The sequence below is a fragment of the Pseudidiomarina insulisalsae genome (assembly GCF_003987065.1).
GTDB lineage: Bacteria > Pseudomonadota > Gammaproteobacteria > Enterobacterales > Alteromonadaceae > Pseudidiomarina > Pseudidiomarina insulisalsae.
This window is the reverse complement of the sequence record NZ_PIPY01000002.1, coordinates 203,377-229,710: the sequence shown is the minus strand read 5'-3', so window position 1 is coordinate 229,710 and position 26,334 is coordinate 203,377. Positions and strand designations below refer to the sequence as shown.

26 protein-coding genes are annotated in these 26,334 nt (G+C 51.2%); 11 read left to right on the top strand and 15 right to left on the bottom strand.

The genetic code is table 11. The features are described from left to right. Positions 1-38: 38 nt before the first annotated feature. The 3 genes from CWI71_RS02585 (at position 39) to CWI71_RS02575 (ending at position 2,078) form a co-directional block, all read left to right on the top strand. On the top strand, positions 39-389 hold the full coding sequence (locus CWI71_RS02585; RefSeq protein WP_126753694.1) for a PadR family transcriptional regulator: 351 nt from the start codon (positions 39-41) through the stop codon (positions 387-389). Next, positions 370-1,743, top strand: a complete 1,374-nt coding sequence (locus CWI71_RS02580) for a permease prefix domain 1-containing protein (RefSeq protein WP_126753693.1) — start codon at positions 370-372, stop codon at positions 1,741-1,743. Before CWI71_RS02585 ends, CWI71_RS02580 begins: the two co-directional genes overlap by 20 nt. Positions 1,744-1,820: 77 nt before the next feature. Beyond that, positions 1,821-2,078, top strand: coding sequence for a TFIIB-type zinc ribbon-containing protein (locus CWI71_RS02575; RefSeq protein WP_126753692.1), 258 nt, complete (start codon positions 1,821-1,823; stop codon positions 2,076-2,078). Between the two features lie 3 nt (positions 2,079-2,081). Here the strand turns inward: CWI71_RS02575 and CWI71_RS02570 are convergent, their stop codons facing one another. Both CWI71_RS02570 and CWI71_RS02565 read right to left on the bottom strand, forming a co-directional pair. Then, positions 2,082-3,077 (bottom strand): branched-chain amino acid aminotransferase, encoded by a 996-nt coding sequence (locus tag CWI71_RS02570; RefSeq protein WP_126753691.1) that lies wholly within the window; start codon positions 3,075-3,077, stop codon positions 2,082-2,084. A 156-nt stretch (positions 3,078-3,233) separates the two neighbouring features. After that, positions 3,234-3,878: a hypothetical protein gene (locus CWI71_RS02565; RefSeq protein WP_126753690.1), complete on the bottom strand. Its 645-nt coding sequence runs from the start codon at positions 3,876-3,878 to the stop codon at positions 3,234-3,236. A gap of 116 nt (positions 3,879-3,994) precedes the next feature. On the opposite strand from CWI71_RS02565, the gene CWI71_RS02560 reads away from it, so the two are divergent. Beyond that, complete coding sequence (locus tag CWI71_RS02560; protein ID WP_126753689.1) at positions 3,995-5,104, top strand: threonine aldolase family protein; 1,110 nt, start codon at positions 3,995-3,997, stop codon at positions 5,102-5,104. Here CWI71_RS02560 and CWI71_RS02555 read toward each other — a convergent pair. Continuing rightward, complete coding sequence (locus tag CWI71_RS02555; RefSeq protein ID WP_126753688.1) at positions 5,096-5,611, bottom strand: macro domain-containing protein; 516 nt, start codon at positions 5,609-5,611, stop codon at positions 5,096-5,098. The two genes, CWI71_RS02560 and CWI71_RS02555, sit on opposite strands and share 9 nt — an antisense overlap. A 60-nt stretch (positions 5,612-5,671) precedes the next feature. Between CWI71_RS02555 and CWI71_RS02550 the strand changes: the two genes are divergently transcribed. After that, positions 5,672-6,616: a DMT family transporter gene (locus tag CWI71_RS02550; protein WP_126753687.1), complete on the top strand. Its 945-nt coding sequence runs from the start codon at positions 5,672-5,674 to the stop codon at positions 6,614-6,616. Here the strand turns inward: CWI71_RS02550 and ligD (CWI71_RS02545) are convergent. The 8 genes from ligD (CWI71_RS02545) to egtB form a co-directional block, all read right to left on the bottom strand. Then, entirely contained in the window at positions 6,590-7,507 is a 918-nt protein-coding gene (gene ligD / locus CWI71_RS02545) for a non-homologous end-joining DNA ligase (RefSeq protein ID WP_126753686.1), read from the bottom strand. The genes CWI71_RS02550 and ligD (CWI71_RS02545) overlap by 27 nt on opposite strands. Positions 7,508-7,522: 15 nt before the next feature. Further along, a complete protein-coding gene (ligD, locus tag CWI71_RS02540; RefSeq protein ID WP_126753685.1) occupies positions 7,523-8,548 on the bottom strand; it encodes a non-homologous end-joining DNA ligase in 1,026 nt (341 codons plus the stop codon). Further along, positions 8,541-9,155 (bottom strand): DNA polymerase ligase N-terminal domain-containing protein, encoded by a 615-nt coding sequence (locus CWI71_RS02535; RefSeq protein WP_126753684.1) that lies wholly within the window; start codon positions 9,153-9,155, stop codon positions 8,541-8,543. The genes ligD (CWI71_RS02540) and CWI71_RS02535 overlap by 8 nt, the downstream gene beginning before the upstream one ends. Positions 9,156-9,243: 88 nt before the next feature. Continuing rightward, positions 9,244-9,666, bottom strand: a complete 423-nt coding sequence (locus tag CWI71_RS02530; protein ID WP_126753683.1) for a CBS domain-containing protein — start codon at positions 9,664-9,666, stop codon at positions 9,244-9,246. A gap of 123 nt (positions 9,667-9,789) precedes the next feature. Beyond that, a complete protein-coding gene (locus CWI71_RS02525) occupies positions 9,790-10,119 on the bottom strand; it encodes a zinc ribbon domain-containing protein (protein WP_126753682.1) in 330 nt (109 codons plus the stop codon). Positions 10,120-10,175: 56 nt separating this feature from the next. After that, positions 10,176-11,510, bottom strand: a complete 1,335-nt coding sequence (locus CWI71_RS02520; RefSeq protein WP_126753681.1) for a mechanosensitive ion channel family protein — start codon at positions 11,508-11,510, stop codon at positions 10,176-10,178. A gap of 1 nt (position 11,511) precedes the next feature. Beyond that, the gene (gene egtD, locus CWI71_RS02515) at positions 11,512-12,450 is read right to left on the bottom strand and encodes an L-histidine N(alpha)-methyltransferase (protein ID WP_157981032.1); all 939 of its coding nucleotides are present in this window, start codon (positions 12,448-12,450) and stop codon (positions 11,512-11,514) included. A gap of 19 nt (positions 12,451-12,469) precedes the next feature. After that, entirely contained in the window at positions 12,470-13,750 is a 1,281-nt protein-coding gene (gene egtB, locus CWI71_RS02510; protein WP_126753679.1) for an ergothioneine biosynthesis protein EgtB, read from the bottom strand. A 169-nt stretch (positions 13,751-13,919) separates the two neighbouring features. Between egtB and CWI71_RS02505 the strand changes: the two genes are divergently transcribed. Beyond that, positions 13,920-14,273, top strand: a complete 354-nt coding sequence (locus CWI71_RS02505; RefSeq protein WP_126753678.1) for a SpoIIAA family protein — start codon at positions 13,920-13,922, stop codon at positions 14,271-14,273. Positions 14,274-14,309: 36 nt separating this feature from the next. Here CWI71_RS02505 and CWI71_RS02500 read toward each other — a convergent pair whose 3' ends face one another. Next, a complete protein-coding gene (locus tag CWI71_RS02500) occupies positions 14,310-14,597 on the bottom strand; it encodes a sll1863 family stress response protein (RefSeq protein WP_126753677.1) in 288 nt (95 codons plus the stop codon). 93 nt (positions 14,598-14,690) lie between these two features. Continuing rightward, positions 14,691-16,700 carry an acetyl-CoA hydrolase/transferase C-terminal domain-containing protein gene (locus CWI71_RS02495; protein ID WP_126753676.1) on the bottom strand — a complete coding sequence of 670 codons (2,010 nt, stop codon included), beginning with the start codon at positions 16,698-16,700 and terminating at the stop codon, positions 14,691-14,693. Positions 16,701-16,822: 122 nt separating this feature from the next. On the opposite strand from CWI71_RS02495, the gene CWI71_RS02490 reads away from it, so the two are divergent. From CWI71_RS02490 to CWI71_RS02475, 4 genes are all read left to right on the top strand, one after another. Continuing rightward, a complete protein-coding gene (locus tag CWI71_RS02490) occupies positions 16,823-17,413 on the top strand; it encodes a membrane-associated protein (protein ID WP_126753675.1) in 591 nt (196 codons plus the stop codon). A 92-nt stretch (positions 17,414-17,505) separates the two neighbouring features. Continuing rightward, the gene (locus CWI71_RS02485) at positions 17,506-17,703 is read left to right on the top strand and encodes a hypothetical protein (protein ID WP_126753674.1); all 198 of its coding nucleotides are present in this window, start codon (positions 17,506-17,508) and stop codon (positions 17,701-17,703) included. A 172-nt stretch (positions 17,704-17,875) separates the two neighbouring features. After that, positions 17,876-20,023, top strand: coding sequence for a TonB-dependent siderophore receptor (locus CWI71_RS02480; protein WP_126753673.1), 2,148 nt, complete (start codon positions 17,876-17,878; stop codon positions 20,021-20,023). Between the two features lie 12 nt (positions 20,024-20,035). Next, positions 20,036-21,262 (top strand): PepSY-associated TM helix domain-containing protein, encoded by a 1,227-nt coding sequence (locus CWI71_RS02475; RefSeq protein WP_126753672.1) that lies wholly within the window; start codon positions 20,036-20,038, stop codon positions 21,260-21,262. Here the strand turns inward: CWI71_RS02475 and CWI71_RS02470 are convergent. After that, positions 21,228-22,634, bottom strand: coding sequence for an alpha/beta hydrolase (locus CWI71_RS02470; RefSeq protein ID WP_126753671.1), 1,407 nt, complete (start codon positions 22,632-22,634; stop codon positions 21,228-21,230). The two genes, CWI71_RS02475 and CWI71_RS02470, sit on opposite strands and share 35 nt — an antisense overlap. Before the next feature lie 264 nt (positions 22,635-22,898). On the opposite strand from CWI71_RS02470, the gene CWI71_RS02465 reads away from it, so the two are divergent. Further along, the gene (locus tag CWI71_RS02465; RefSeq protein WP_126753670.1) at positions 22,899-24,488 is read left to right on the top strand and encodes an ABC-F family ATPase; all 1,590 of its coding nucleotides are present in this window, start codon (positions 22,899-22,901) and stop codon (positions 24,486-24,488) included. Here the strand turns inward: CWI71_RS02465 and CWI71_RS02460 are convergent. Beyond that, positions 24,412-26,205, bottom strand: coding sequence for a bifunctional diguanylate cyclase/phosphodiesterase (locus CWI71_RS02460; RefSeq protein WP_126753669.1), 1,794 nt, complete (start codon positions 26,203-26,205; stop codon positions 24,412-24,414). The genes CWI71_RS02465 and CWI71_RS02460 overlap by 77 nt on opposite strands. Between the last annotated feature and the right edge of the window lie 129 nt (positions 26,206-26,334).

Below are 26,334 nucleotides of genomic sequence, written 5' to 3'. Positions count from 1 at the left end.
TAACTTATACCTAATGGTGCTAGGTATGAGGGGTAGGAATGAATTTATCCAAAGATTTAATGGCGGCATCGTCGACGCCGCTGGTGTTAAGCGTCATTGCCGAGGGTGAAACTTACGGCTATGAAATCGTCAAGCGCGTTGCCGAACTGTCAAACGGGCAACTGGAATGGACCGACGGCATGCTTTATCCGTTATTGCATCGCCTCGAGCAGCAGCAGTTATTAAGTTCGCGCTGGCGCGTTGCCGAAGAAACTAAGCGCAAGCGCAAATACTATCGCATTACCGAGCAAGGCCAAAAGGCCCTGCAACAACAGCAACAGCAGTGGCAGGTGATCACGCAGGCGCTGCGTCAGGTATGGGGAGATCGAAATGACTACCAGTTCGTTTGACATGGATGCCCGTATTGCTGAGTGGCGGGCCTTTTTGGCGAAGCACGCCGCGTTTGATAGCGACGATCATGACGAGTTGGAGTCGCATTTGCGCGATCACATTGATGCGCTGACACAAAGTGGATTGCAGCAAGATGAAGCATTTTTAATTGCGACCAAACGGTTAGGGCGTTTGCACGATGTTTCGCGCGAATACGCCGAAGTGCATTCACAGCGTCTGTGGCGGCATCTGGTGTTCAGCGACGCCAGCGGTAGCTCAGGTACTGGTTGGCTGGGGTATCGTGAGCTGCTGATGGTAATGCTGCTGGCGCTGGCGGCCGCGCTCATGGTGAAACTACCCGAGCTCGGCGGCTGGTCACTTACTGACGATAGTGATGGCTGGTTCTATGCGCGCAATCTGACCCTGTTCGCCTTTCCGTTTATTGGTATTTACTGGGTCTGGAAGCGTGAATTAGGTGGCTATGGCGTGACGCTGGTGCTGGGTACGGTGCTGGTTGTGAGCCTGCTACTGAATCTCTATCCGCTTGTGCCGGAAAGTGATACTGGCGTGTTAGCCGTGCTCCATCTGCCACTGGTGCTGTGGTTTATTGTCGGTGTGCTTTACACCGGCGACTATTGGCGCTCACTAAGCCGGCGTATGGACTTCATTCGTTTTTCCGGTGAGTTCGCTATCTACTACGTGTTGATCGCGCTAGGCGGCGCAGCCTTAACCGGTCTTACCCTGGGGCTTTATGCTTTTATCGGCTATGACGTGGAATGGTTAGCGCAAGCCTGGATGATCCCCTGCGGTGCGGCGGGCGCAGTTGTGGTCGCGGCGTTTCTGGTGGAAGCCAAACAAAGTGCGATTGAGAACATTGCGCCCGTGCTGGCACGTATTTTCACACCGCTGGTCGCCTTTATCTTAATGGTTTACCTGCTGACTATGCTGTTCGGTGCGCAGACGTTCGCGGTGCAACGTGAGGCACTGATTCTGTTAGATCTGATGTTGGTTCTGGTGCTGGGGCTAGTGCTTTACTCGGTATCTTCGCGCGATACCGTAATGCCGGTAGGCGTGTTTGACTACTTACAACTGGCACTCATCATTGTCGCTCTGATAGTCGACCTGGTCGCATTGGTGGCAATATCTGATCGCATTTTGAGTATGGGCTTAAGCCCCAACCGGGTGGCGGCGTTGGGTGAAAACCTCATTTTATTCGTCAGTCTTAGCGGCTACGCCTGGTTTTACTATCAGTTTGTGACGCATAAACGTGGCTTTTATGCGCTGGAACGCTGGCAGACTGGTTACGTGCCGGTTTACGCGCTTTGGGCAGCGGTGGTGGTGCTCATCTTTCCGCCTCTTTTTAATTTCTCTTGATGAAAGCGAGAGTTAGTAGCGAGTTTATACTAAAGTAAAGCGACAGAACTTTGTCTGACAAAAGAGGATACTAGGTTATGAAATGTCCGGTGTGTAAAGATGAAAGCTTGGTTATGGCAGATCGCCAAGGCATCGAAATTGATTATTGTCCGAGTTGTCGTGGTGTCTGGCTGGACCGCGGTGAGCTCGATAAAATCATTGAGCGAACTGTGCCTCAGCAGCCTGTGCAGCAGCCCCCTCAGAGCGAGCAAGTGCGAAGTCAGGGCTATGGCTCTGGCTACGGGCATAAGAAATATAAGAAAAAGAGCCTACTCGGCGAGCTGTTTGATTTTTAGCAGTTAAATGCGCGTTAACCAGCCGTGACGGTCTGCTTCCCGGCCCCACTGGACGGCGTTTAGTGCACTGCGTAGTCGCTCCGTCACCGGGCCTTGTTCGCCTTGGCCTACGCGGTGCTCTTTGCCGTTATGGATAAGTGTACCCACCGGAGTCAGTACTGCGGCAGTGCCAGAAAGCGCGGCCTCGGCCGTAGGTTTCGCGGCCCGCTCAAGCAACTCGTCCACGGTAAGATCGCGTTCACTGACGGTCATACCCATATCACGCGCCAGGGTAAGAATAGAGCTGCGTGTAATGCCGTGCAAAAACGAGCTATCCAGGGCTTTGGTGATAATCTCGTCACCATCAATGAGTAAGAAATTAGCCGCGCCGGTTTCCTGCACGTCGCCATTTGGACAAAACAATACCTGATCGGCCTGCACTGATTTGCGGGCGTTCAGAATGGGTTGCAATGCGCTGGCATAGTTACCACCGCTTTTCACCATGCCCATGTGTGGCGCACAGCGTGCACCATGCTCCTCTAAAAGCAGTCGCAACGGGCGCACACCACCTTCAAAGTAGTCGCCCACGGGCGACAATAAAATATAAAGCATGGAGGTCAGACTTGGCGAGGCTGCTTTTCCGATAGCGGCTTCAGTACCAATATGTGTCGGGCGAATATACATTGAGCCTGGTGGCTGTGGCACTTCGTCGGCAAAAAGGCGCACTGTGCGTAAAATCATTTCCTGTAACAACTCAGGCGCAAAAGGCGGTAGTTCCAGCAAGCGGCTGCTCTGCAGCATGCGTGCGATATTCGCGTCCATACGAAAAATATTGATTGAGCCGTCGTCATGACGAAATGCTTTAAGTCCTTCAAAGCAGGTGCTTGCATAATGTAAGACATGCGCGCCGGGATGTAACGTGATCGCATCGGTGGTGACCATTTCGGGTTCACTCCAGCGGGTTCCGCTGAACTCACTGAGTGCCATCTGCGGCATAAAAACACTACCAAAAGCTGCCATATCTGAACCTTAAATTATCTGTAGGTGCCTACTGAGTTTACGTTGCCAGCGGCACTGGCGCAATTTCATGAAAAAGGGGAGCATGAGCTCCCCCTTGTAGCTGAATCATCGTAGCTGCATCATCGTAGCTAAATCATCAGTCCCAAAAATAGGATGTTAATAAACCTCAGCCGACACAATGCGATCGGCCTTTATTTCAAGGGAGCCGACAATCTCGCTACTCCATTCACCGGCAACGGAGACATAGTCGCCAACTTCAATTTGCTGGAAGCCTTCGTCGTCGAGTAAATTCGCCGACATATCTGAAGTGTCGACAGTGACCGCTTGCATGCCGCTGTCGATGACAAATTCACGTTCTGCCTCGCGCACCTCGGTCACGGTGCCGTTGACATCGACCGGGCTTAGGGTATCCATGGCGAGAACGTCGAAATCAGCTTTTATTTCGTCACTTGCCTCATCGATCGTGCCGGCATAAAAGTAACTGTCCAGGCTATCGACATAGACGCTTGTTGCGTCGAGCGTGGCGCGTTCGGCGAAGTCATCATCAATTTCGCCGTAAACGGTGACATCATCACCAGGAAGGAGGGCATGTCCTTCGAGTTGGAACCATCGCCAGCTACCGATTTCGACGGTAATCAGGCCTTTCCCGTAATCGAGAATAAATGAGGTTGGTGTAGTTGAGGCAACTTCACCACTCATCGACACCCAGGTTTCGTCTGGCATTGACTTAACGTCTTGCGCTTGTGCTGCGCCAGACAGCGCAAAAATAATACTTGATGCGAGTAAAGTAGTGCGTAACATATTTCCTCCTTATGTGTCAGAGAGATATAGATACGACACTCTTAAATATAGTATTAGCTCGAACTAATGCAAATGAGTTGAACACCGAATCCATCGCCTTTTCACAGGGTACTGCAATGACAACGAATTCAGATAGCGCTTATCAGAGGGCGGCTCGCAACGCACGCTGGTCAATTCTGCGCCACCCGCAACGAACCATGGCCGAAACTTTACGCCTGCTAGCCACGCGCGCGGAGCAGGAGACGGCTCCCGACGTGTACGGCAAAGGTGACCTGATTGAGCGCTTTGAGCAGCGCATGGCCACCTTATTGGGCAAGCCGGCCGCGCTGTTTTTGCCCAGTGGAACCCTGGCTCAGCCGATGGCATTACGCATTCACTGTGATCAACGAGAGAAGTGGGGGGTTGGGTTACACCCGACGTCGCATCTGGTATTGCACGAGCATGACGGCTATGAGCAACTGTGGCAGCTAAAAGGGCAGTTACTAGGTGTTCGTGACCGGGTACTTAGCCACGCGGACTTGCGCAACGTGAATGCTGACGCGCTCGGCGCGCTACTGCTGGAGCTGCCAATGCGTGAAATCGGCGGGCAGTTGCCGTCATGGGATGACTTAAAAGCACAGGTGGCCTGGGCGCGGGAGCGAGGTATCGCCGTTCATTTTGATGGTGCCCGACTGTGGCACTGTCCGGCCTATTACCAGCGCAGTCTGGCCGAGATCAGCGCATTGGCCGACTCGGTTTATGTAAGCCTGTACAAAGATATGGCAGGCATTGCGGGCGCGGTATTGGCAGGCGAGTCTGACTTTATCGCCAAGGCAAGAATCTGGAACCGCCGCGCTGGTGGCAACTTGATTTCATTTTATCCGTATCTGCTGGCGGCCGAGCAAGGACTGGATGACAACCTTGCGAGCATGGACGCGGCAGTTGTTTACGCGCGCGAGTTAGGGCTGGCGCTGGCTGACTTGCCAGGTGTTGAGCTAGTTCCGACCACACCGCAAGCCGCCATGTTTCACTTGCATATTGCGCATGGGCCGGAACATCTGACGGACGCCATTACCAGATACGCCGGTCAACACAATGTGCTGGTACTGGCAAAGCCGCGAGACACCGACGCGAAAGGTCGAAGCGTATGTGAGATCAGTGTTGGTCGCAACGCCTTAGCGCAACCAGTGGCGTTTTGGCGCGAGCATCTGGCAGCCTGCCTGGCAACGCTAAAAGCGTCAGATTAGCTCGTGTTCGCTGAGCGCTTTTTGGTAGTGCTCGTAATCACTGTCGCTGAATAAAACAAAACGTATTGTTTCGACGTGTTTGAGCTTAGAGCTGTGCGCTTTCACGGTCTGCAGGGCAACCCTGGTGGCGTCGGCGAACGGATAGCCGAAGGCACCGGTGGATAATGCCGGAAAGGCAATTGATGCGAGCTCATGTTCGTCGGCGACATTCAGTGCATTGCGATAACAGTCTGCCAGCAGCTCATCGCTGGGTTCGTCCTCACCATAAACGGGTCCGAGGCAATGGATAACGTAGCGGTTAGGCAAGTCAAAAGCCTTGGTAATGACTGCCTCGCCTGGCTCGATCGGCGCCAGCGAGCGGGTCGCTTGCTCAAGCTGCTCACCGGCCGCGCGATGAATCGCGCCGGCCACGCCGCCACCGCTTTTCAGCTGCGCGTTGGCGGCATTGACAATAGCATCAATATCATCTTGTTGGGTGATATCACCCTGAACACATTCGTAGTTCATAAAAGACCTCCAGATTTAGTCTAGACTCTAGCCATCACCTTGCAAGAATGAGTGGAACTGATGCTGCCAGATTCGACGCTTGACCAGCAAGCGCCTCTCACGCGATTTGGCACCCTACTGGTTGCCCTGGCAGCGCTTTGTTGGGGTATTTCAGGGGGCATTGGCGGCCTATTACTGGCCGCTGGCTGGGAGCCTTTTGTGGTCGCATTTTATCGCGGCGTTATTGGCTTATTCTTTGTGGCGCTATGGCTGGCGCTAACGTCCTCAAAACGTGGGCTGGTCAATCCACGCTTATGGCTATGGTCGGCGCTGGCGGGCATTGGTGTGACCGGAAACTTTGTTTTTTACTTCATTAGCATCAGACACGGCAGTGTTGCAGTAGCGGCAACACTGATGTATTGCGCACCCATTTTTGTGTATCTTGTCTCGTTTTTACTCGGTCTGGAAAAGTCGACCTGGATCAAGTGGTTTGCCATTGCGGTAGTGATGATAGGTATTGTCTTGCTGACCGGGGTTTATCAAGGGCTAACAAGCGCGATCAGTACCTGGGGTATTGTCGCCGGTCTGCTATCCGGGCTTTCCTATGCGCTCTTTATTTTTGGTTTTAAATATGCCGCGCCGCACGGCAGCCCGCAAGCGGTGCTGGTGGTAGCTTTCGCGGTGTTGGCCTTGCTGTTGGTTGGTCTTGCCGATACACAGCAAGTGGTGCAAGTCGTCAACAGCAATGACTGGCTCTTATTTGCTGCACTGGGCGTACTGGGCGCCGGTATTTCATTTGTTATCTATGTGATAGGCCTGAACGTTACCGCACCGGCAGTGGCCTCGGTCGTTGCCATGATTGAACCGGTCACCGCCTCGCTTTTCGGTGTCGCATTACTGAATGAGCGGCTTAACGCCATGCAACTAACCGGTATGGTGCTGATTCTTATCACGGTCACCGGTCTGAGCGTTTTCACCAATTCCGGCTGGGTAAGTAGTTTACGACGCGTCGCTCGACGCCGTTAATTTTTTTAGCTGGCGCTGATGACTTGCCAGCTTATAGGCATGGCGCATCATGTTTTGCCATGGGTCTTTTTTTTGCGCTAATCGACGGGGGAGGGTCTTAATGGTCCAGTCCTGCGGGCCGGCACCGTCTTCGAGCTCCTGCCATTCAATAGGCGTCGCGACCGATGCCGTTGGTTGCGCGCGCACGGCATAAGGCGCGACTGAGGTGGCGCCGTAGGCATTGCGCAGCGTGTCCAGAAAGATTTTATCGCCACGTTTTTCTTTGCGTTGCTCAAGCGTGTAGTGTTCAGGTTTGCGCTCGACCAGGACGCGCGCGCAATCATTGGCAAAGTCACGGGTAGTATCAAAGTCAGCACTGCGATCCAACGGTACAAAAATATGAAAGCCGTTGGCGCCCGAGGTCTGCACCCAGGCATTTAGATCAAGCTCCGCAAGTAAGTCGCGTACGTCAAGCGCCGCCTGACGTAAAGCAGCGGCAGAGCCGCCGGTGCTTGGCGGGTCAAGGTCAAAGACTAACTTGTCCGGGTGCTCTAAATCGTCGGTCCGCGCCAGATACAGATGGGGTGTAATGACCCCCTGATCAGCCAGGTAAACCAGACTGGCGGCGCTGTCGACCACGGGTGCTTTGAATTCACCGCCTTCCCGCTTTTTGACAGTTACCCGGGGGATCCAGTCGGGAAAATAATCGGGGGTATCTTTATTGAAAAAGCTATCGCCCTGCACGCCGTCGGGAAAGCGCTCCATGCTAACGCCATAATGGCGCATGTGCGGTAGCATCACCGGTGCTACGTTTTGGTAATAATCTATCAGATCGCCCTTGGTCAGGTCGGCCTCGGGGAAAAACACTTTGTCGCGTTTTGAAATATCGATGTCATGTCCATCCAGCTGCATGGTGGCTTCCTCCCGTTAGAGATCGGCGACTTGCTCGGCAATCTCTTTATGAACGTCTTTTGGCTCTTTATCACGGCGCAGGCCCTGAAATCGTGGGTGACGCAATTTCTCTTCAGAGGTCCATTCAGTAAACGCCACCTCGCAGACTAATTTCGGCGTAACGAAGGTGATCCGGGAATCGTCAGGCTCGGCGTCATCAAAGGGTGAACTTTTGCGCTCGATAGATGTTAATTTTTGCTCGAGCTGCTCGAGCATGTCATCGTCGAACCCGGTGCCTACCTGACCGGCATAAACTAACGCGTCATCGCGGTAAAAGCCCAGCAGCAGCGCGCCAAAGCCAATACGCTCGCCTTCCGGCTCGGTAAAACCACAAATGACAAACTCCTGTTGCATTAAGCACTTAAACTTTAACCAGTTCGGGGAACGACTGTGGGCGTAGTTGCTATCGGCCTTCTTAGCGATCAGCCCCTCCCAACCTTTATCGCAGGCGTCTTTAAAATAGTCGATGCCGTGTTCGTTGCGGTGCTGGGTAAAACGTAGAGGTTCATTCCACGCCAAAGCCTCGCGTAGCACTTTTTTTCTGCCACGCAGGGTGCATTGGCAAAGGTCATGACCCGCAATGTAGAGGCAGTCAAACAGATAAAAGTAAACCGCGACATTACTGTTGCAGGCCTCCTCGCGATTACTGACATTCATGCGGGCCTGCAGGCGTTGAAAGTCGCTGACGTCGTCATCGTTCAGCGCCACGACTTCGCCATCGAAAATACTTCCCGGCGGCGCTTGCTCTGCAAGTGCCGTCTCAAGTTCGGGATAACTGTCATTGAGAAGTTTTTGATTCCGCGAGCACAGCCTCACCTCGCCGTCATCATCGATATAAGCAATGACGCGTTCGCCATCAAGTTTGCGTTCATAAAGCCAGTCTTCGCTGGCAAAAGCGTCATGGGTCAGCTTCGCCAGCATTGGATCAAGCCAGTCTGGCATGCTGCACTCTTTAGCTTGTTCACGATCATCGTCGCTCAACTGCTGCAGTAAATCAGTCATCCTTTTCATCCGCTTGCTTGGCGATTTCGTCCAGGCTGCGATCGCTTGCCACCGACTTGGTCTCGGTGGAAACAGGATTACGCCGTGCATCGGCCGCATCGTCATCCATTTTTACTAACAACCAGCGCTCATCATCGCCACTGTCAGTACGGATGAGTGCATAGCCACCGACCAGTTTCTCACCTTCCAGCCAAATATTGACATGCCCGTCTTCAAGCTGCTTTGCAACTGATTTGTCAGACTCGCCTTCGTCGTCAGTTTTTAAGTTGCGATAACAACCGCGATCCCAAATCATTACGGTTCCGGCGCCATACTCATTTTCGGGAATCGTACCCTCAAAGTCGGCATAATCCATGGGGTGATCTTCGGTTGGTAATGCCAGGCGCTTCTCGGACGGGTCGGTCGATGGGCCCTTGGGTACCGCCCATGACTTGAGCACACCATCGACTTCAATGCGGAAGTCATAATGCAGGTTTGATGCATCGTGTTTTTGAATAACAAAGATAGGGCGTGACGAGGCCCAGTCAAAGCTCACATTGCCTCCCTTTGGCTCATCCGTTTTGCGAAAGTCGCGTTTGCTTTCATAGTCACTCGTATCAGATGTCATAATTCACCACCGGAAAGTAACCACCGAGAAAAAAGCCAGCATTTCTGCTGGCTTCAAGGGGAGATTGACTTTCTAAATGGTACGTACCTTAGTTATAAGTACGTGATGCGTTGACGATTTTCTGGGCCAACTGAGGATCTTTGCAATGATTAGCGATATCACCTAAGGTGATGATGCCAACCAAGTCCTTGTTTTCGCTGTTGTTTAATACCAACAAGCGCTGAACCTTCTGTTCAGTCATATTCTGAACCACCGATTCAATGTCTTCATCCTGATAGGTATAAAGAACACGCTCGGAGGCAATACTGCTGGCCTTGTCATCAAGGCTTTTACCTTCAGCGACGGCACGAACAGCAATGTCGCGGTCAGTAATCACGCCCGTGACTTTATTCGCATCGGTGAGAGGCTCGAAGCCGGTTTTGTTATTGCGCATCGTGCGCGCGGCTTCACGGATCGTCACATCATTTTTCAGATATTGCGGTTGCGTTGTCATAACTTCTTTAACTTGCATACTTACGCCTCCTTTCGTTGCTTAAAAATGCAAAACTAAGGCTGCACATGCAGTCTGAAACTGCAGCCAGATTCGCTGTACTGCAACTATTAAGTGTAGAAGCTGAGTGGCGATCTTGCAAATTCAGTCATGCGATCGCCAGATAAAGAAGCGCACTAATATGTACCAGATAAAACCGACGACGAACATCACCAGGGCAACTACGTTCAGTTCATTGCGTTGCGCGTATTCGTCACCGCTGATGTAAAACCACACCAGGCCTGCAATAAACAGGAGCAACGAAACCACCCCCTGAATTTGTAAGCTCTTTGAAGTAGTTTTAGTGGTAATCTTGCTTCTTTCAGGGTGTCGCTGTATTTCAGGTTTATCGCGCTTTACAAAGCCACAAGCAGGGCAACTGTATTTGTTATCCAGTACCTGGTCTTCACATTGCGGACATTTTTCAATAGCCATTGAAGCACCTATCTGATTTGTGGGTGAATGACACTTAGTAAGTGTAGTCGAAAAAGCTAACGCTTCAGCAGATTTTGCTCATCCGAGCTTTCCAGTTCCTCGGTCACCTGCTTATCGATTGTGCGGTCAGCACTGACGTCGGTTTGCTCGATATCTTCGAGCGTTTCATGGGGCTCGACGGCTTGTTTGGGGGCCTCGGTGGGCTCCTGCGCAGAGGTGAGCTGCTCGGCCAACGGAGCTCCCATACGCAGTCGATAAGTCGGTTCGGGCATCTCAATAGCCGCCTCATCAAAGGCCTGTTTGACGAAGCGGATGGCTTCGCTGCGGGCTTTAAAGACATCGGTCTCGCGCTGATCTACCCACCCAAGTACTTTCAACACGATAGTGCTGGCTCCCAGCTCCTGAATCAGGCACTGCGGTGCAGGCTCATCAAGAATGCCTTTCATCTGCTGCAGAACGTTGCGTGCGATTTGGCGGGCATCAGCTAAGTCAGCATCGGGTGTAATATCGACGAGGAACTCAAAACGCCGCAGTGGATTGAGCGAAAAGTTGGTCATCGACGAGGTTATAATCACGCTGTTGGGAATGCGCAGATGGTTGCCATCAAGCGTCATCAGGACGGTGTCGCGTGATGTCAGCCGTACGACGTTTCCGGTAAACTCGCCGATTTGAATCAAATCGCCGATACGAAAGGGATTACGCGCGCTTAGCAGAATACCGGCAAGGTAGTTCTCAACGATATTACGAAATGCAAAACCCAACGCAATACCAAATACCCCGGCAACCCCGAGTACGGCGCTGAATAGAGTCGTGGCATTGAGTATTTCGAGCGCAATGATAAGGCCGATTAATGTCACCAGCAGCCGGATCGCGCGTTTGCCAAGTAGGGCGCCGAGCTCAGACAGACCAAAGCGTTGCAGCCAACCGCTACGCCGGCTGAGCCAGCCGCCGAGCAGCCAGAACACGACCACCACAGCAACTGCAATCAGTAACAGCGGCATCAGTTGCAAGGCGGTCGCGCCGAGTTCCTGAAACTTGTCGGTCAGCGGTTGTAACCGCGCGCTCACCTGCACACTCTCGGTCAGTTGGTTCTCAACATAAACCACCCCTTCGGTACGCTCGGCAATCGCAATAAGTGAATTTGCTGCATTACCGTTTTCAAATTCACCACTTAGGGTGACCACGCCCGCAGTGACCGAAATAGTGATCCCTTCCAGGCCACCGATCGCAGCTTTTATCTCGTTTAGCCTGGTCTGAATGGCCGCATCCTGCGGCGCATCAATAACCTTTACGGCGGGCTCGGCTGTCGCTGTGTCCTGTACTGCATTGGCGACCGGAAGGGCACCTAAAAGGGCAGCGACAACGAGCAGTATAGACAGCCATCGGGTCATACTAATTATCCTCTTTGCTATGCAGTAGCATCACTGAAAAAATAGCGTCCGGGGCCAACCATAAACATTCACGCTTCCAGCCCGCTGCTGTTACGAGTTCGTCAAACTCATCAGGGTGATATTTGTAAGAGTTTTCGGTATGAATCGTTTCACCTTGCTTAAACTGAAATGTCTCACCCGCAACCGTCACTTGCTGATCAACAAGGCTGCGCAAATGCATCTCAATGCGGCCCAGTTCTTCGTTGTAAATGGCGACATGTTCAAACTGGCTAAGGTCAAAGTTGCCGTTCAGCTCACGGTTAATACGCGTCAGAATATTTTTATTAAAACGGGCGGTGACATTGCTGCTATCGTCGTAGGCATCTTCAAGCATTTGCTGATCTTTTTTGGTGTCCACACCGAGCAACAGGTAACTGTCTTTGCCCAGGGTTGTGCGGGCGTTGCGTAGAAAATCCAGCGCTTCCCCGGGGTCGAAGTTGCCAATGGTGGAGCCGGGGAAAAAACCCATTGGCGTGGCGTCGCTCGGCGCGAGCTCAATCGGCTTGGTGAAATCACCCTGCGCCGCTTTAATGGGAAGATCAGGAAATGCTTCGGCCAGCTCCTCTGACGCCGCCTGCAAATGCGCGCCCGAAATGTCGATAGCGATGAACTCTTTTACCATTTTCAGCTCTTGCAACACCGGCTTTACCTTGTGTAGCGAGCCGGCGCCAAACTCGACCAGCTGAATACTGTCAACAGATTGCTGGTGGAAGTAATCCTGCAGCTCACGCGCCACTTCCGGCAGCAGACTTAGCTCAGTACGATAAGGGTAATACTCCTCTAGCTGACAGATCTGGTCGAAGTATTTCGAACCCTGTGCGTCGTAGAAATATTTCGGTGACAGCGCTTTTTGCGTTAGTCGAAGCCCTGCCAGAACGTCCTCTTTGAACTCGTTGTCCATTTTGCATCCTTTTTTATTGTTATTTTGCCAGGCGCAGACTGCTGAACTGCCAGCGCTGGTGTGCATAGAAAAAATTACGGTACGAGACGCGCATCTGCTGTTTCGCGGTTGCACAAGAGCCGCCCCGCAATACCCATTGATTGGCCATAAACTTGCCGTTGTATTCACTCAGCGCTCCCTCCGGCGGGGTAAAGCCAGGGTAGGGTAGGAACGGGCTTTGCGTCCATTCCCATGCATCGCCAAACATTTGCTTTAAACTACCTTCAGCTCCTTGCGCGGACTGCGGCAAGGCCACGCCAGACTCAAGAAAGTTGCCCTCCAGGGGCAGCTTCGACGCGGCGTGTTCCCACTCAAATTCGGTAGGTAAGCGACAGCCGCGCCAGCGAGCAAACGCATCGGCTTCGTAGTAACTAATATGACAAACCGGCGCATTTGGATCGACTGGCAGTCGCTGGCTCTGCGTGCGGGTAAACCACTGGCGACCTTCACGGTGCCAATAAAGCGGGGCCCGCCAATGTTCTTCCTGGACGGTCGCCCAGCCATCAGAAAGCCAGAATTCCGGACGCTTATAACCATCATCTTCAATAAACTCCAACCATTCAGCGTTGGTGACCAGGCGCTCACAAAGACTGAACTCCGGAACAAAAACTTTATGGCGCGGTTGCTCACAGTCATAGGCAAACCCATTTTCGGCATTGGTGCCTACCTCAACGAGTCCGCCGGCGAAACAAACAAACTCTGGTTCGTCATGAGTCGCGGTGTTGGCGGCGTCGGGTCGGTCTGGCGAGGCTTTCGGCTGTGCGTAGCTATTCAGCGATAACGCATGCTTGATATCGGTTTGGATCAGCTCCTGATGCTGCATTTCGTGATGCAGCCCAATGGTAACCGCCGCGGCAATGTCGGGCGCGGGCTCGCTCAAAAGTTGCAGCATCGCCGCATCAACGTGCTCACGGTAAGCGATCACCTCGGTCAGTGCAGGGCGGGATAGTAATCCACGCTGTGGACGTGGATGACGCTCGCCCACGGTGTCATAGTAGGAATTGAAAAGGTACTGATAAGCTTTATCAAAGGGCTGATAACCGCTCAGATGCGGCTGCAACAAAAAGGTCTCAAAAAACCAGGTAGTATGAGCCAGATGCCATTTGGTCGGGCTGGCATCGGGCATTGATTGCAGCAGCATATCCTCGGCGGTTAATGGCGCTACTAACGCCATGGTTTGCGAACGTACCTGCCGGTACTGCTGCGACAAAGGTTCACTGGCCTGACTTTCACTCTCGTTTGACAGTGCGACACTCGGCATGTGCTGGGTCTCCTGTTACTCAAGTAGTGGGTTGGTTACTTGTCCAGTATGGCACTTTTGAAGAGGTGATTCACCTTTTGGCAAAACCCGACGGATGAACTAACCTTAACGCTACGTTCAAAAATGATGCGACAACTCAGCTCCATTCACCTGCGGAGGTTCGTCACAAATGGATTTTCTCGAGACAACCAAAGACAATTTAATCGCACTACGTCTGACCGATAAACTGTCACAGTCTGACATTGAAACGCTTCATGAGCGGATGGACGAAATTTTAGAACACCATGACCAGGTAGATTTTTACTTCGAATTCCACGAATTTGAAGGCTACACGCCAAAAGGTTTGTGGGAGGATATAAAAGTCGACGCCAAACACCATTCTGATTATGGCAAAATGGCGTTTGTTGGTGATAAGGAATGGCTGGAGAAGGTTGCGCAAGCGACGGATCTGGTGACCGACTCAGAGGTAAAGTACTTTCCCCTTGAAGAGATTGTGCAGGCCAAAGCCTGGATAGGCATTTGACCTGCACAACAAAGTAGCAAGAGAAGTGCTTCGCTCTTAATCGAACTCCTGCTTCGCCGACTTTAACGCTGTCGACAACGATTGGGTTGCCGACTCAAGTCCGGTCTGTATGTCGGACCAGGCGTCCCCGCTGGCGCTTTTAAGCTTATCGAGTTTGTCCTCGGCTGAATCTTTCAGCGCCTCTATTTCTTCCATTTTCTCTTCGTATTTGATCTGCGACTCAGCGCCTGACTGCTTGGCTTTAGCTTTCAGACGATCAATTTCGGCCTTCATTTCTTCAATTTTAGCTTCCTGTTTCTTTTCGACTGCTTCTTTACTGGCCATTTTCCATACTCCTTACGTCGTGTTAAAAACAGCGGAATTAAAAGCATGGTCAAGAACCAGAAAACAATCAAGCTGCGTTGTAGCGTAACCAGTTTAGTGGCCGGTGTGTTTTAAAGCAGCGCGTAATAGCCGTCGGGCAAACCACGAAGCCGGACTGCGCGGATGTTCCAGTTGCATGCGCTGCAGCAATACCCTATCGGCAGGACGAGCGCCACCTGCTAACAAAGCCTGGCCTAGCAATTTAAGCTTACCCCTGATTGTCGCGGCAAGGGATTGTACATACTCTAAGGCGGGTTTGAGCGTACGCTCGGTATCGTTCAGCTCGGTACCATAAGGGAACGCCGGGAATAAGCCTTTTGTTTGCAGCGCTTGCAGCGCGCCTTGTACCGCTTGCGGTGTATTGTTTTGCCAATCCTGTGGCAAGCGAAAATCAGGTGCGACCTTGCCCGCATCCTGAGCCTGCTTCAGCAGGTCGGACTGAAACCTGGAGTCAGCAATACGGATGAGCTCAAGATAAACCTGCTCATCATTTTTACCACGCAGATCGGCAATGCCATATTCTGTAATAACGATGTCGCGCAGGTGCCGTGGAATTGTGCAATGTCCGTAAGAGAATACAATTGTCGAGCGGGTTTTACCATGCGAGGTTCGGGTTGCGCGCAGGGTAATGATCGAGCGCGCGCCAGGCAGTTCATGCGCCATTGATACAAAATTATATTGACCGCCCACGCCGCTGAGTACCCGGCCATCTTCAAGTCCGTCAGAAACGACGGCGCCATTTAAAGTGCACTGCATGGCAGAATTAATAAAGCGGCTATGTTGACGCTGTGCCACTTTCAGGCGCTGGTCACCAAAGCGATGATTGGTAAGGTTATTGATAAAATTAACGCTGGTCATGCAAATCAGCTGGCGCTGTTCGTCACTGAGCTCGTTTAACTTCTCGTAAAAGCGCGCGGGCCCAAGAAAAAAACCGCCATGCATCACCACACCTTGTTGCAGGCGTGGGTCATCGTCTGACTGGGGTTCAAGTTCACCCGCATTTATCTGCTCCTGGAGCACCGCATCAGGGTAGACTTTGCGCTTTAAAATGCCCGCTTCAAGCAGGTAGATAAAACCATCAACCATCATTTCGCTACAGCCATAAAGGCCGTTTTTGAAAGGCTTGTTACCACCGATACGACCTACCACCGGAAACCGTTCATCAACCCGAAGGGCGCGAAACAATGTCTGCCAGGCGTGATTATCCTGGTGGCGCAGGCAGGTGCTATAAATAAGCGCTGACCCCAGCGAGCCAATACCGACCTGCAATGTGCCACCATCTTTAAGCAGGGTGCTGGCGTAAAAACCAATCAGATGATCCTGCGCGCTAATCGCATTCTGTGGCACTGGGAACAGCGCATAGTCGTCTTCTGGCTGTTGCAGCACTACATCAAATGTCTCTGCAGGCAGCGCTGCGTCATGACCAAAAAACGGTAAGTGTTGGTTGACTTCGCCTACCAGCGCGACGGGATTACCTTTAGTTTCCGCAGCACGCAACGCACGGAACAGGTCAAGCGACAGATCAGGATTGCAACTGAGACTGAACTGCGCCGGTGGCTCCTCACTGGGGTGCGCTTCCGGGCTTGCTAGCAGTTGTGCGACGACATTAATGCCAAGCGCCTGTAAGTCGCGCAAAGCATGGGTGTAATTGGTACAGATGTAGCGGCGCTGCTGCTCGTCATGATGCAAAAAGTCGCCTGCCTGAAAGAAAAATTCCGAAACCTTTACGTTATCAGGTAAGGCGCGGTCACGAACATCGCGGGCATAATCGAGCTCCGGAATGTCCGCGTACAAACGTTCGATAATTGGTAATTTGAAACGGTACTCCAGCTCTGTTGCCGCGCCCTTTTTTAACTTAGGTGGTACCAGAGACAGCGCCGTGACGATATGCAACTGAATAGACGGATCTTTCATCGCGCGTTGGTACAACGCATTGGTAAAGTGGATAGGCTTACCCAGGCCCAAGGGCAAACCCAGGACAATGTCTTTACCGACCCGCTGAATGACCTCATCTACGCTAACACTGGCGGTTGACACGCGTCGTGGCCGGTCCGTGGTTGCCATAAGTCATTGTCTCCTCAGCAAGGTTTCCTGCTTCGCTTGCAATCTGCATCGCGGCTGACTAGTAATTATAAAGATAGTTATCGGATAGCAATGACGCAAACCGTCAAGGAGGAGAGCGAACCTTGAAGCTTGAAAAGCGCATTCCATTGTGGCTGAAAATCGCCTATACAATCATGGTGGCGGTCATTCTGCCCGTCTACTGGGTGGAGTTAGGGCCCAAAAATTTCTTATGGTTTTCTGATATTGCGCTGATTTTAATGGTACCGGCACTATGGCTTGAGCATCGCTTAACTGCCAGTACAATGGCGGTCGCCGTGCTCTTCCTGGAGCTGGCCTGGATCGCGGACTTTCTCTCCGGCGGTAACCTGACCGAGGTTGCGCTTTACATGTTCACTGATGAGAATGAATGGCCGGTCAATTTGTTGTCCGGCCTTTTCCATCTGGCCTTGCCCCCGATTCTACTGCTTATGTTGTATAAATACGGCTACGATAAACGCGCCTATCCGTTACAGATTGCTATTGCACTGGTAGTAGTGCCAGTCACCTATCTCATCACAGAGCCGGAAAAGAACATCAACTGGGTTTATGGACTGGCTGACGAGCGCACCACTTTGCCACCGTTACTGTATTTGACCTTGCTTCTGGTCGGCTTTATCGTGTTGGTCTATACCCCATCGCACTTTGTATTTAAGCGGTTTTTCCCGCCGCACTAAAACGCACCTTTAGAAATGCGCCATCTTTGCTACACTTAGTAGTGACAAGAAAATGAGTACGCCTAAACACTTTGAACGATGTAGGAGGCTTTATGACTGGGCCAAAAAATCCGAAAGTGAACAAGCAAGGCCAGAACCTGAGCGAAGAAGAAAAGCGTAAGCTGCAATCGCAGCAAGATAAAGAAAATCAGCGCCGCGAAGATCAGAGTCGCCCTGACTCCAGCCACGGCCATCATTCACAAAAAGACAAGCAGATTGCACCCGAGCAACGCGGGCAAGACGATAGATAATTAAACTCGTTTGCTAACTTCTGGCAAACAGCCTGTAAACGCGCTTAACCGCGCCGATATCCTCGGTTGAGCGCGTTTATTAGCCATTACCGGCAGAATTCGTCGAAGCAATATTGAAATGCGAATTGTTATCATTTAGGATCCCGCCATCTTTTACCGTGGGGATCACAAAATGAAGCTGACAAAATGTTGTATCGCTTTAGCATTCGCTGGGATCAGCAGTGCACCTGCCTTCGCTTTATTACCGCAGCAAACCGCCAACGAGAACACGCAAGAAGCTGAGGAAGCTGTCGAGCGTATCGTTATTCATGGCCGCGCACAGACGCTCTACCGTGAGCGTGAAAGCGGTGTCGCAACGCGAACTAACACGCCTATCGAAGAGATTCCGCAGAGCGTTCAGATTCTGAACGAAGAACTGATTAATGACCAGGCGGCGCGTCAAATAACCGATCTTTATCGTAGCATTAGTGGCGTAAATTCATTCAGTTATTCCGGCGTCACTTTCCGCGGATTCCGTCAGGATGAAATTTTATATGATGGCGTGCGTGGTGACCCCTTTAACGGTTTTGCTGTTCCGCAACTGTTTAACATTGAACAAATACAGGTGTTAAAAGGCCCAAGTGGTGCAATGTTCGGTAGTGGCCAACCTGGCGGGATCATTAATTACGTCACTAAGAAACCTACTGCTGTAGCCGAGCGCGCTATTAAACTTGGCGCCGGTAATTATGATTATCTGCAAGGCTCAGTTGAGTTGAGCGGTCCGCTTAATGACGCTGCGTCACAGCGTTATCGCGCTGCTTACTATTACGATAACGAAAAACCTTTCCGTTACAACACTGAGCAAACCAACAAAATTCTCGACTTAGGATACGCTTTTGACGTCGGTGATTTGACCGAAGTTATACTTCAGTTCACTGATTATGAACAAGATTACCAAGGCGCACGTTTACGGGGTGTACCTGTCGATAATGACGGTAACTTCGTTACTGAGCGAGAATGGAATCACAATGAAGCGTCAGACTTCCAGACATTAAATGCCAAGGTATATCAAGCGCGCATCAATCATGAGTTTTCATTAAATTGGCGTGGTGACCTGACGATGCGTCACTACGATAATATTGAGCGCCAGAATTATCACGAACCGCGTGGCCTGGTGGATGCCAATTACAATTTGGTAAGTAATCCGGCAGACGCTGTTTATACGGCTCGTCAGTTCCGTAATCAGTATCGCGACAACCAAGCGACGAGTGTGACAGCCAATCTCATTGGCGATGTTACTGTCGGTGGTATCGAACATACCCTTCTAGTCGGTGCCGAAACCTATAGTGCAGAAAATACCTTTATCGGCAGCAATGCCAACCCCGGGGAAGTACCCTTCCTGGAGATTGTAAATCCGGTCTACGGCTTGACGTCTGGTCCATACTCAACCGACCTTGAGACTGCGACGCCTCGTACGTCAGATACCCAACGTGACGGTTTTTACATTCAGGATCAAATATCTCTGAATGAAAAAGCGAATATTCTTGTCGGTGTTCGTTACGACCAGTTTGACGACGAATCGGGAGCCACGCAGTTTGACGATGGCGACGTAACTTATCGGGTTGGCGGCACTTACCAATTTACGGATTGGGTTCGCGCCTACGCCTTGTACGGGACAGGCTTTCTTCCGCAGTCAGCCTCGCAACAAGATCCTGCGGTAGGTGGTCCATTTGAACCTGAGCAGTCTGACATTATCGAACTCGGTGCGCGCTGGTCACTGGCAGATGATGCGATTCGGATTAACACAGCCGTTTATGAAATTAATCGTGAGAATATCTTGCAGGCAACCGATGAAATTTCAGATGACGGCCGGACCATTTTGGGCAACGTCGGTAAAGTGCGTAGCCGCGGTTTTGAGATCGACGTGTTAGGTGATTTGACCGACCGTTGGGTGATCAACGCAAATTACGCGTACAATGATGCTCGCGTTGTGGAAACAGCTCCTGGTCAGGGCATTACCAATGCCGTGGGTGATCGGTTTGTCAATGCTCCGTTGCACCAGCTGGGTATCTGGACTCGCTTCGAACTCGCCGCGATTAATTCGTCTATCAGCGGTGGAATGGACTATGTCAGTGACCAAATTAGCTTCTCCGGACAGCGTGTAAAGCCATACACTGTCTTTGATCTAAGCTGGCAGACGGAGTTTGAGCAGTGGTTGTTCCAAATAAATGTCAAAAATGTCTTTGACAAAGTTTATGCGACGAGTGGTTTCTTAAGTCGTACCGGACACTTTCCGGGCGAGCCACGTCGTATCTATACCTCTATCAAATATCGTTTTTAAGGGATTTAGCCGATGACAAATCGCCAGTGGTTCACACTTCACTCTTGGGCTGGGTTCGCCTTTGCCGGTCTCTTGCTGCTGATTTGTGCCACTGGTGTTTTGGCGACATTAAGCTACGAAATTCAATATTTGAGTGATAAAAAGTACCGGGCGCTAAATGACCGTGAGGGGCCCGTTGCCTGGTCGCAGCTTGAGTCTAACCTTGCTGCTGATTATCCTGAGAGCCACATTCTTGGCGGTAAGGTCCATCAGCAGGATTATCTGGCAGGCGAAGTACGTTTAATGACGCCGCAAGGTTTCCGTTTCGTTTATTTCGATCCTGCAACGGGTAGTTTGCTTGGCGAGGGTGGCTGGGGCCAAGTATCTCGTTTTTTGCGTGACATCCATATGTACTTGTCAATCGGTGGCGTGGGCAAATACCTTGTGACGCTTACCAGTATTCTGTTACTGATCTCGTTGGTCTCAAGCTTTTATGTCTACCGTAAATGGTGGCAAGGATTCTTGGCTAACCCCGGCATACTGCACTGGAAAAAGCGTATTGACTGGTCCGCCTGGCATAAGTGGATGGGGCTTTGGGCTTGGTGGTTCGTGGCGATTATGACAGTGACGGGGTTATGGTACCTGATAGAACAGACCATGTTCAGTTTCGACGTGAAACATTATCCGTCCGCGCCAGCCCTGGAGCATACCGAGATAGAGCAAACGCAACGCGCCTTACCATTGTCACATCTCGTTGCAAGGGCGCAGGCAGCTCGCCCTGATATGGATATTACTGGGTTTTTTTATCCGCATCGCCACCATCAACCGATGTCATTTGTGGGGCAGAATAATTCAGTGCTGGTCAGGGACCGCGCCAACCGGGTTTATATCGATCCTGTTTCCGGGAAAGTTCTGGCGACACAGTACGCAGCTGAGCTCGATGTCGTGGCACGTATCGCAGATACCGCAGACCCGCTTCACTTTGGTAACTTCTCAGGTCTGACGGTCAAGCTTATCTACGGTATTTTTGGGTTAATGCTGACAGCGCTGGTCGCAACCGGCATGCGAATGCATTATTTGCGTACACAAAAACGCGACCCGAACCTTGCCAGATGGCTGGGGCTATCCGGGAGCTTCTCTGTGCTAATTAGTATTGTGGCGCTGATTTATACGACCATGGTGTTTGCTGACTACAGTAACACGTCAACCTCGCTCTCACCGCAACTTAGTGAGACACAGAACTCTGAGGCTGAAGGCTGAAAATCCAGCGTGCGATGATCTCGCTGACATCCTGACCTAAACCATCAGGTAATTGATGGTAGAGTTCGACATTACCGTCGTCGGTACGCTGAAACATATGATTGTAGTTCTTGAGCACCTGAACTTTTGAGAGCGGGTGCTCACACGCATCGATAGCGACGGCCAAGCCGCCCGTATTTTCAGCGGCAGGAACTTGTACGTCCTGATCACCGTTTAGAATTAAAGCGGGCGCACAAACGGATTGCCAGTATAACGTTGGATCCGTCGCTAAAATCGAGTAGAGCGTGGCATCATTAATGTTTTCGAGCGCTAAGGTATAAGTGGCTGCACCGAAGCGTTGATAAACTTCCTGTTGCTCTGGTGAAAGGCTGGCAAGAAGTTGCTCACCACGCTTGCGGCGCTGATCGGCACTTTCCGACTCCACTACGATGCGATAATAGTCGCGGGCTATCGCTTGAAGCTGAGCCGCTTCGGTGGGCGATGCGCCTTTTGCCAGTGACTCAGTTTTATCCTGCAGCACAATGGCGTCAATGCCGTTAAGTCCGACCCCTCCAAGGGCGATAACGAACGCTGGCTGTGTCTCGCTTGCGGTGATAGCGACCACGGTGGCACCTTCACTGTGTCCAATCAGGCCAAGATGGGCTGGGCTGAGCTGTTGCTGAATATAGTCATAGGCAGCAGTCAGATCCGCAGCAAAGTCTTCAACCTGCGCCGACGCGTAATCACCACCTGAGCGACGAACGCCGCGCTTATCGAAGACAAATACTGCAATGCCTTGCGTTGCCATATTCAGCGCAAAATTTCGGTAAAGTTTGTGGGGGCCAAAGGAACCGTCACGATCGACTGGTCCGCTGCCTTGCGCGATAATCGCCACTGTTTGCAGGGGCTTCGTCATGTTGCGATAAAGAGTGCCTGACAACCAGGTGCCATCAGCTGATCTGAATGCTAAATCGGGTTGCGCCTCAATACTATCGGACAGGTCAGCCAGGTAATCATCTGTACTTAACCCTGCTACCGGGCAAAGCTCGACAGGCAAAGCAATGCCTTGTTTAAGTTCACCCTTCAGGCACCCGCGGCCGTCATGGTTAAGTGTCAGTTGCGCACCTAAAGTAGGTAGTGTCATTGCAATGTGCTGCCCATCGGACGTTAATTCTGTCACCGGTATATTTTGCACGCCTTGCGCCGGGCTGCGAACATTCGCGGTCTTACCATAGGGCTCGGTGAAGACCTCCAGCTCCAGCGGTAAGCTACCACCGTCTGGCAAAGTTGCCGAGCCTGCCCAGGTCTCACGAGAAGGGGTGGCCGCGGCAGACAAGGAAAGGGTGCTGCAGAGTACAACTAACAGTAAGGCAAAGCTAAAGCGTGATTTCATAGTAATTTCCAGTGGCTGATGACTATTTGCTGTGAATACCTGACGTTTACAAGCAATAAAGCAAAAACTGTGCCAAGCCTTTCAGCGCCAAAAACGGCGGTATCAGAGGTCATCATGTTTTAAGAGGTTGCGTGTTTACACTAACTTTTAGCCAATAACGGCAACGCCTCGCGTCTAACCGGTGAAAAATAGTACTAACTTCCTTTGTAATTTGACGCCAGAAAGCGTAGATTACGCGCCTATTTTTTAGTCGGGTGTACTATCGTGATTTCTGCTGCAAACGTCACCATGCAATTTGGTGCAAAACCTCTGTTTGAAAATATTTCGGTTAAGTTCGGTGAGGGCAATCGCTACGGTCTGATTGGAGCGAATGGCTGCGGCAAGTCGACCTTTATGCGAATTCTGGGCGGGGAGCAAGAGCCCTCTGCGGGCAACGTCTCAATTGAGCCGAACATGCGCGTCGGTAAATTGCGTCAGGACCAGTTTGCTTACGAGCAGTACAGTGTGGTCGATACAGTACTTATGGGCCATGAAGAGCTGTGGCAGGTAAAGGCTGAACGTGATCGCATTTATGCTTTAGCCGAAATGAGCGAAGAAGAGGGCATGCGCGTTGCTGATCTGGAGGTCGCTTTTGCCGAAATGGATGGCTATACCGCGGAGTCGCGGGCCGGTGAACTGTTACTTGGCGTGGGTATTCCGCTGGAAGCCCATTTTGGCTTAATGAGCGAGCTGGCGCCTGGTTTGAAATTGCGGGTGCTGCTGGCACAGGTACTGTTTTCTGATCCAGACATCATGCTGCTTGATGAGCCAACCAACAACCTCGACATTAACACTATACGCTGGCTGGAGAACGTGCTGAACGAGCGCCAGGCCACCATGATTATTATTTCGCATGACCGCCACTTCCTGAACAGCGTATGTACCCACATGGCTGATATTGACTACGGCGAGCTGCGGGTTTATCCGGGTAATTATGACCAGTACATGTTTGCGGCCACGCAGGCGCGCGAGCAACTGCTGCATGAAAACGCTAAGAAGAAAGAAAAAATCGCTGAATTACAGCAATTTGTCAGTCGCTTTTCTGCCAATGCCTCAAAAGCCAAACAAGCAACTTCGCGCGCTAAACAAATTGAAAAAATTCAGTTAGCCGAAGTAAAGGCCTCAAGCCGAGTGAGTCCTTACATTCGTTTCGAGCAAGAGAAAAAGCTTTATCGCCTGGCGCTCGAGATGGAAGGTGTGCATAAATCTTTCGACGAATTACAGGTACTCAAAAATCTGCGCGGAATGATTGAAGTCGGCGAGAAAGTGGCAATACTTGGTGCCAACGGTATCGGCAAAACAACCTTGTTGAAATGCCTGATGGACCAGCACCAGCTCGACAGTGGTCTGATCAAATGGTCCGAAAATGTGAATATTGGTTACTATGCGCAAGACCATGCCGATTGGTTTAAAGAAAAAATTAGCGTGTTTGAGTGGATGAGCCAGTGGAAACAGCCGCATCACGATGAACAAGCAGTGCGCGGTGTGTTAGGTCGCCTGTTGTTTTCGCAGGATGATATTAAAAAGCCAGTAACTATTTTGTCAGGTGGCGAGAAAGGCCGCATGATTTTCGGCAAGCTGATTATGCAACGTCCAAACGTACTCATCATGGATGAACCGACCAACCACCTGGATATGGAGTCCATTGAAGCACTCAACCTTGCCCTTGAGCACTACGACGGCACGTTGATTTTTGTCAGTCATGACCGTGAGTTTGTCTCGTCGCTGGCCTCACGCATTATTGAGCTGACTGACACTGGCATGCGCGATTTTGCCGGGTCATACGACGATTACTTGCGTCAACAGTCGGCATAATTTTGAACATTTGGTCGTAATTCAGGGTAGGGTGAAGCGCAATGCCGTCGTTGGCTTGCTTCGCCTTACCTTTTAGCTTGGTGGCGGCGCTCGCAATGTCCTGATGAGAGAAAGTAGCGCCAGGAGGTACAGCAAGAATCGCGACACAGAAGTCGAGCAAGGGAAAACGTTGATAGCGGCCATCCCGCGCGCGCCCGAGAATACCGTTTTCGTTCAGATGTTCAGCTTTATAAAACGACCGAATTCCTTCTTTAAAGGCACGTTTTAACTGCTTTAAAGTGGAAAGATCATTTTGTTGTCCGCGGCAAATAACAATGAAATCGTCACCGCCAACGTGGCCAACAAAATGCGAGCTTTTCGGAAAATACTCCTCCAGCAGACTGGCAAACCACTGCAATACGGCATCACCACGATGATACCCGTACTCGTCGTTGAAAGGCTTGAAGTAATTTAAGTCAAAATACATTACGGAAAACGCCTCGCCATCACTTACGTGCTGGTCGATCGTCTGATTGATAGGTACGTTACCGGGTAACAACGTAAGTGGATTGGCGTAGCGGGCATTTTGAATTTTCAATTCGGTAATACGGCGCAGCAAACTCGGTACCGCAATGACACCGGCATACTTGTCTTTATCGACGATGAGTAGAATTTGCTGCTCAATGGTGTCTTCATGTTCAGTCAGTAAAGCACTAGCTTGTTCCAGTGGCGCTCTTACATCAATATCCAGAAAATTTGTCTGCATGACCATACGTGCTGGCTTAGCGGCAAAAAGCGGTCGACCGAAAGGAGTCGACATTAACTCCATGAACTGACCGCGGCGGATAATTCCTACTACACTCTGATCGTCAACGACCGGAATAGCAATCAGGCGTTTATTTTGTTGAAAGTAATCAAGCACGTCAGAAACGTTTCTATCACTGCTTACCACCGTGGTGTCCTCAAGTAGACTACCCAAAGAGTCGTAACGCTCACGGCCGGTTTCAGCGCCAAATAGCTCGGTTAATGCGTGCCGCGGAAGAGGGGTTCTCGATGGCTTGCCAATAAGAAAGCCCTGCATAGCAAAAACGCCGAGCTTCTGTAACTGGCGCAGTTCCTCCTGCGTCTCAATACCTTCGGCTATGACCGTGGCATGCAGATTTTTTGCCAACGTCACAATGTGTTGTACAAACTCGCGCTTGTAAGGGCTATTGTTGATATCACTGATAAAATAACGATCGAGTTTAACAAAGTCGGGCCGCACTTCTGCCCATAACTTAAAGCTGGAGTGGCCGGCGCCTAAGTCATCAATGGCAAAACGATAGCCAATAGCGCGAAGGCGGTGCATCTGTGTCTTTAACTGCGAAATATCGGAAATTTCATAATGTTCACTAAGTTCCAGCACCACAGTTGCTGCTGTAGTGGTAGGCAAGTTCGTGAGTTCATTCAGGCAGTTTGAGCACGAAAGCAAATTGGGGTCGATATTGATGAAGAGCGCGCCTGCAAACTGGCGCATATCAAAACTTTTTGCGGCGATCCTTATACAGTACTGTTCAAGGACCTGCCTGAGCTGCAATGCTTCAGCTTCTGCAAAAAGCTGAAGTGGGCGCTCAAGAGGATGACCTTCAGGGCCGCGGATCAGGCTCTCATAGCCAATAAGGCTCGAGCGATACGTATCGACAATGGGTTGAAAAACGGACGTTAGCGCGTGATTATTCAAAAGCTCAATTAATGACATGCCAATAGACCTTGCGGAGAATACAAGGACTATATCGACATCTTATGACAGCTTTATGACTGCGAATGCTCGCCGTAGCCGGCGTCAATAAGAGGAAAGATACTTATGATGCCGGCTAGTTTATGCCTA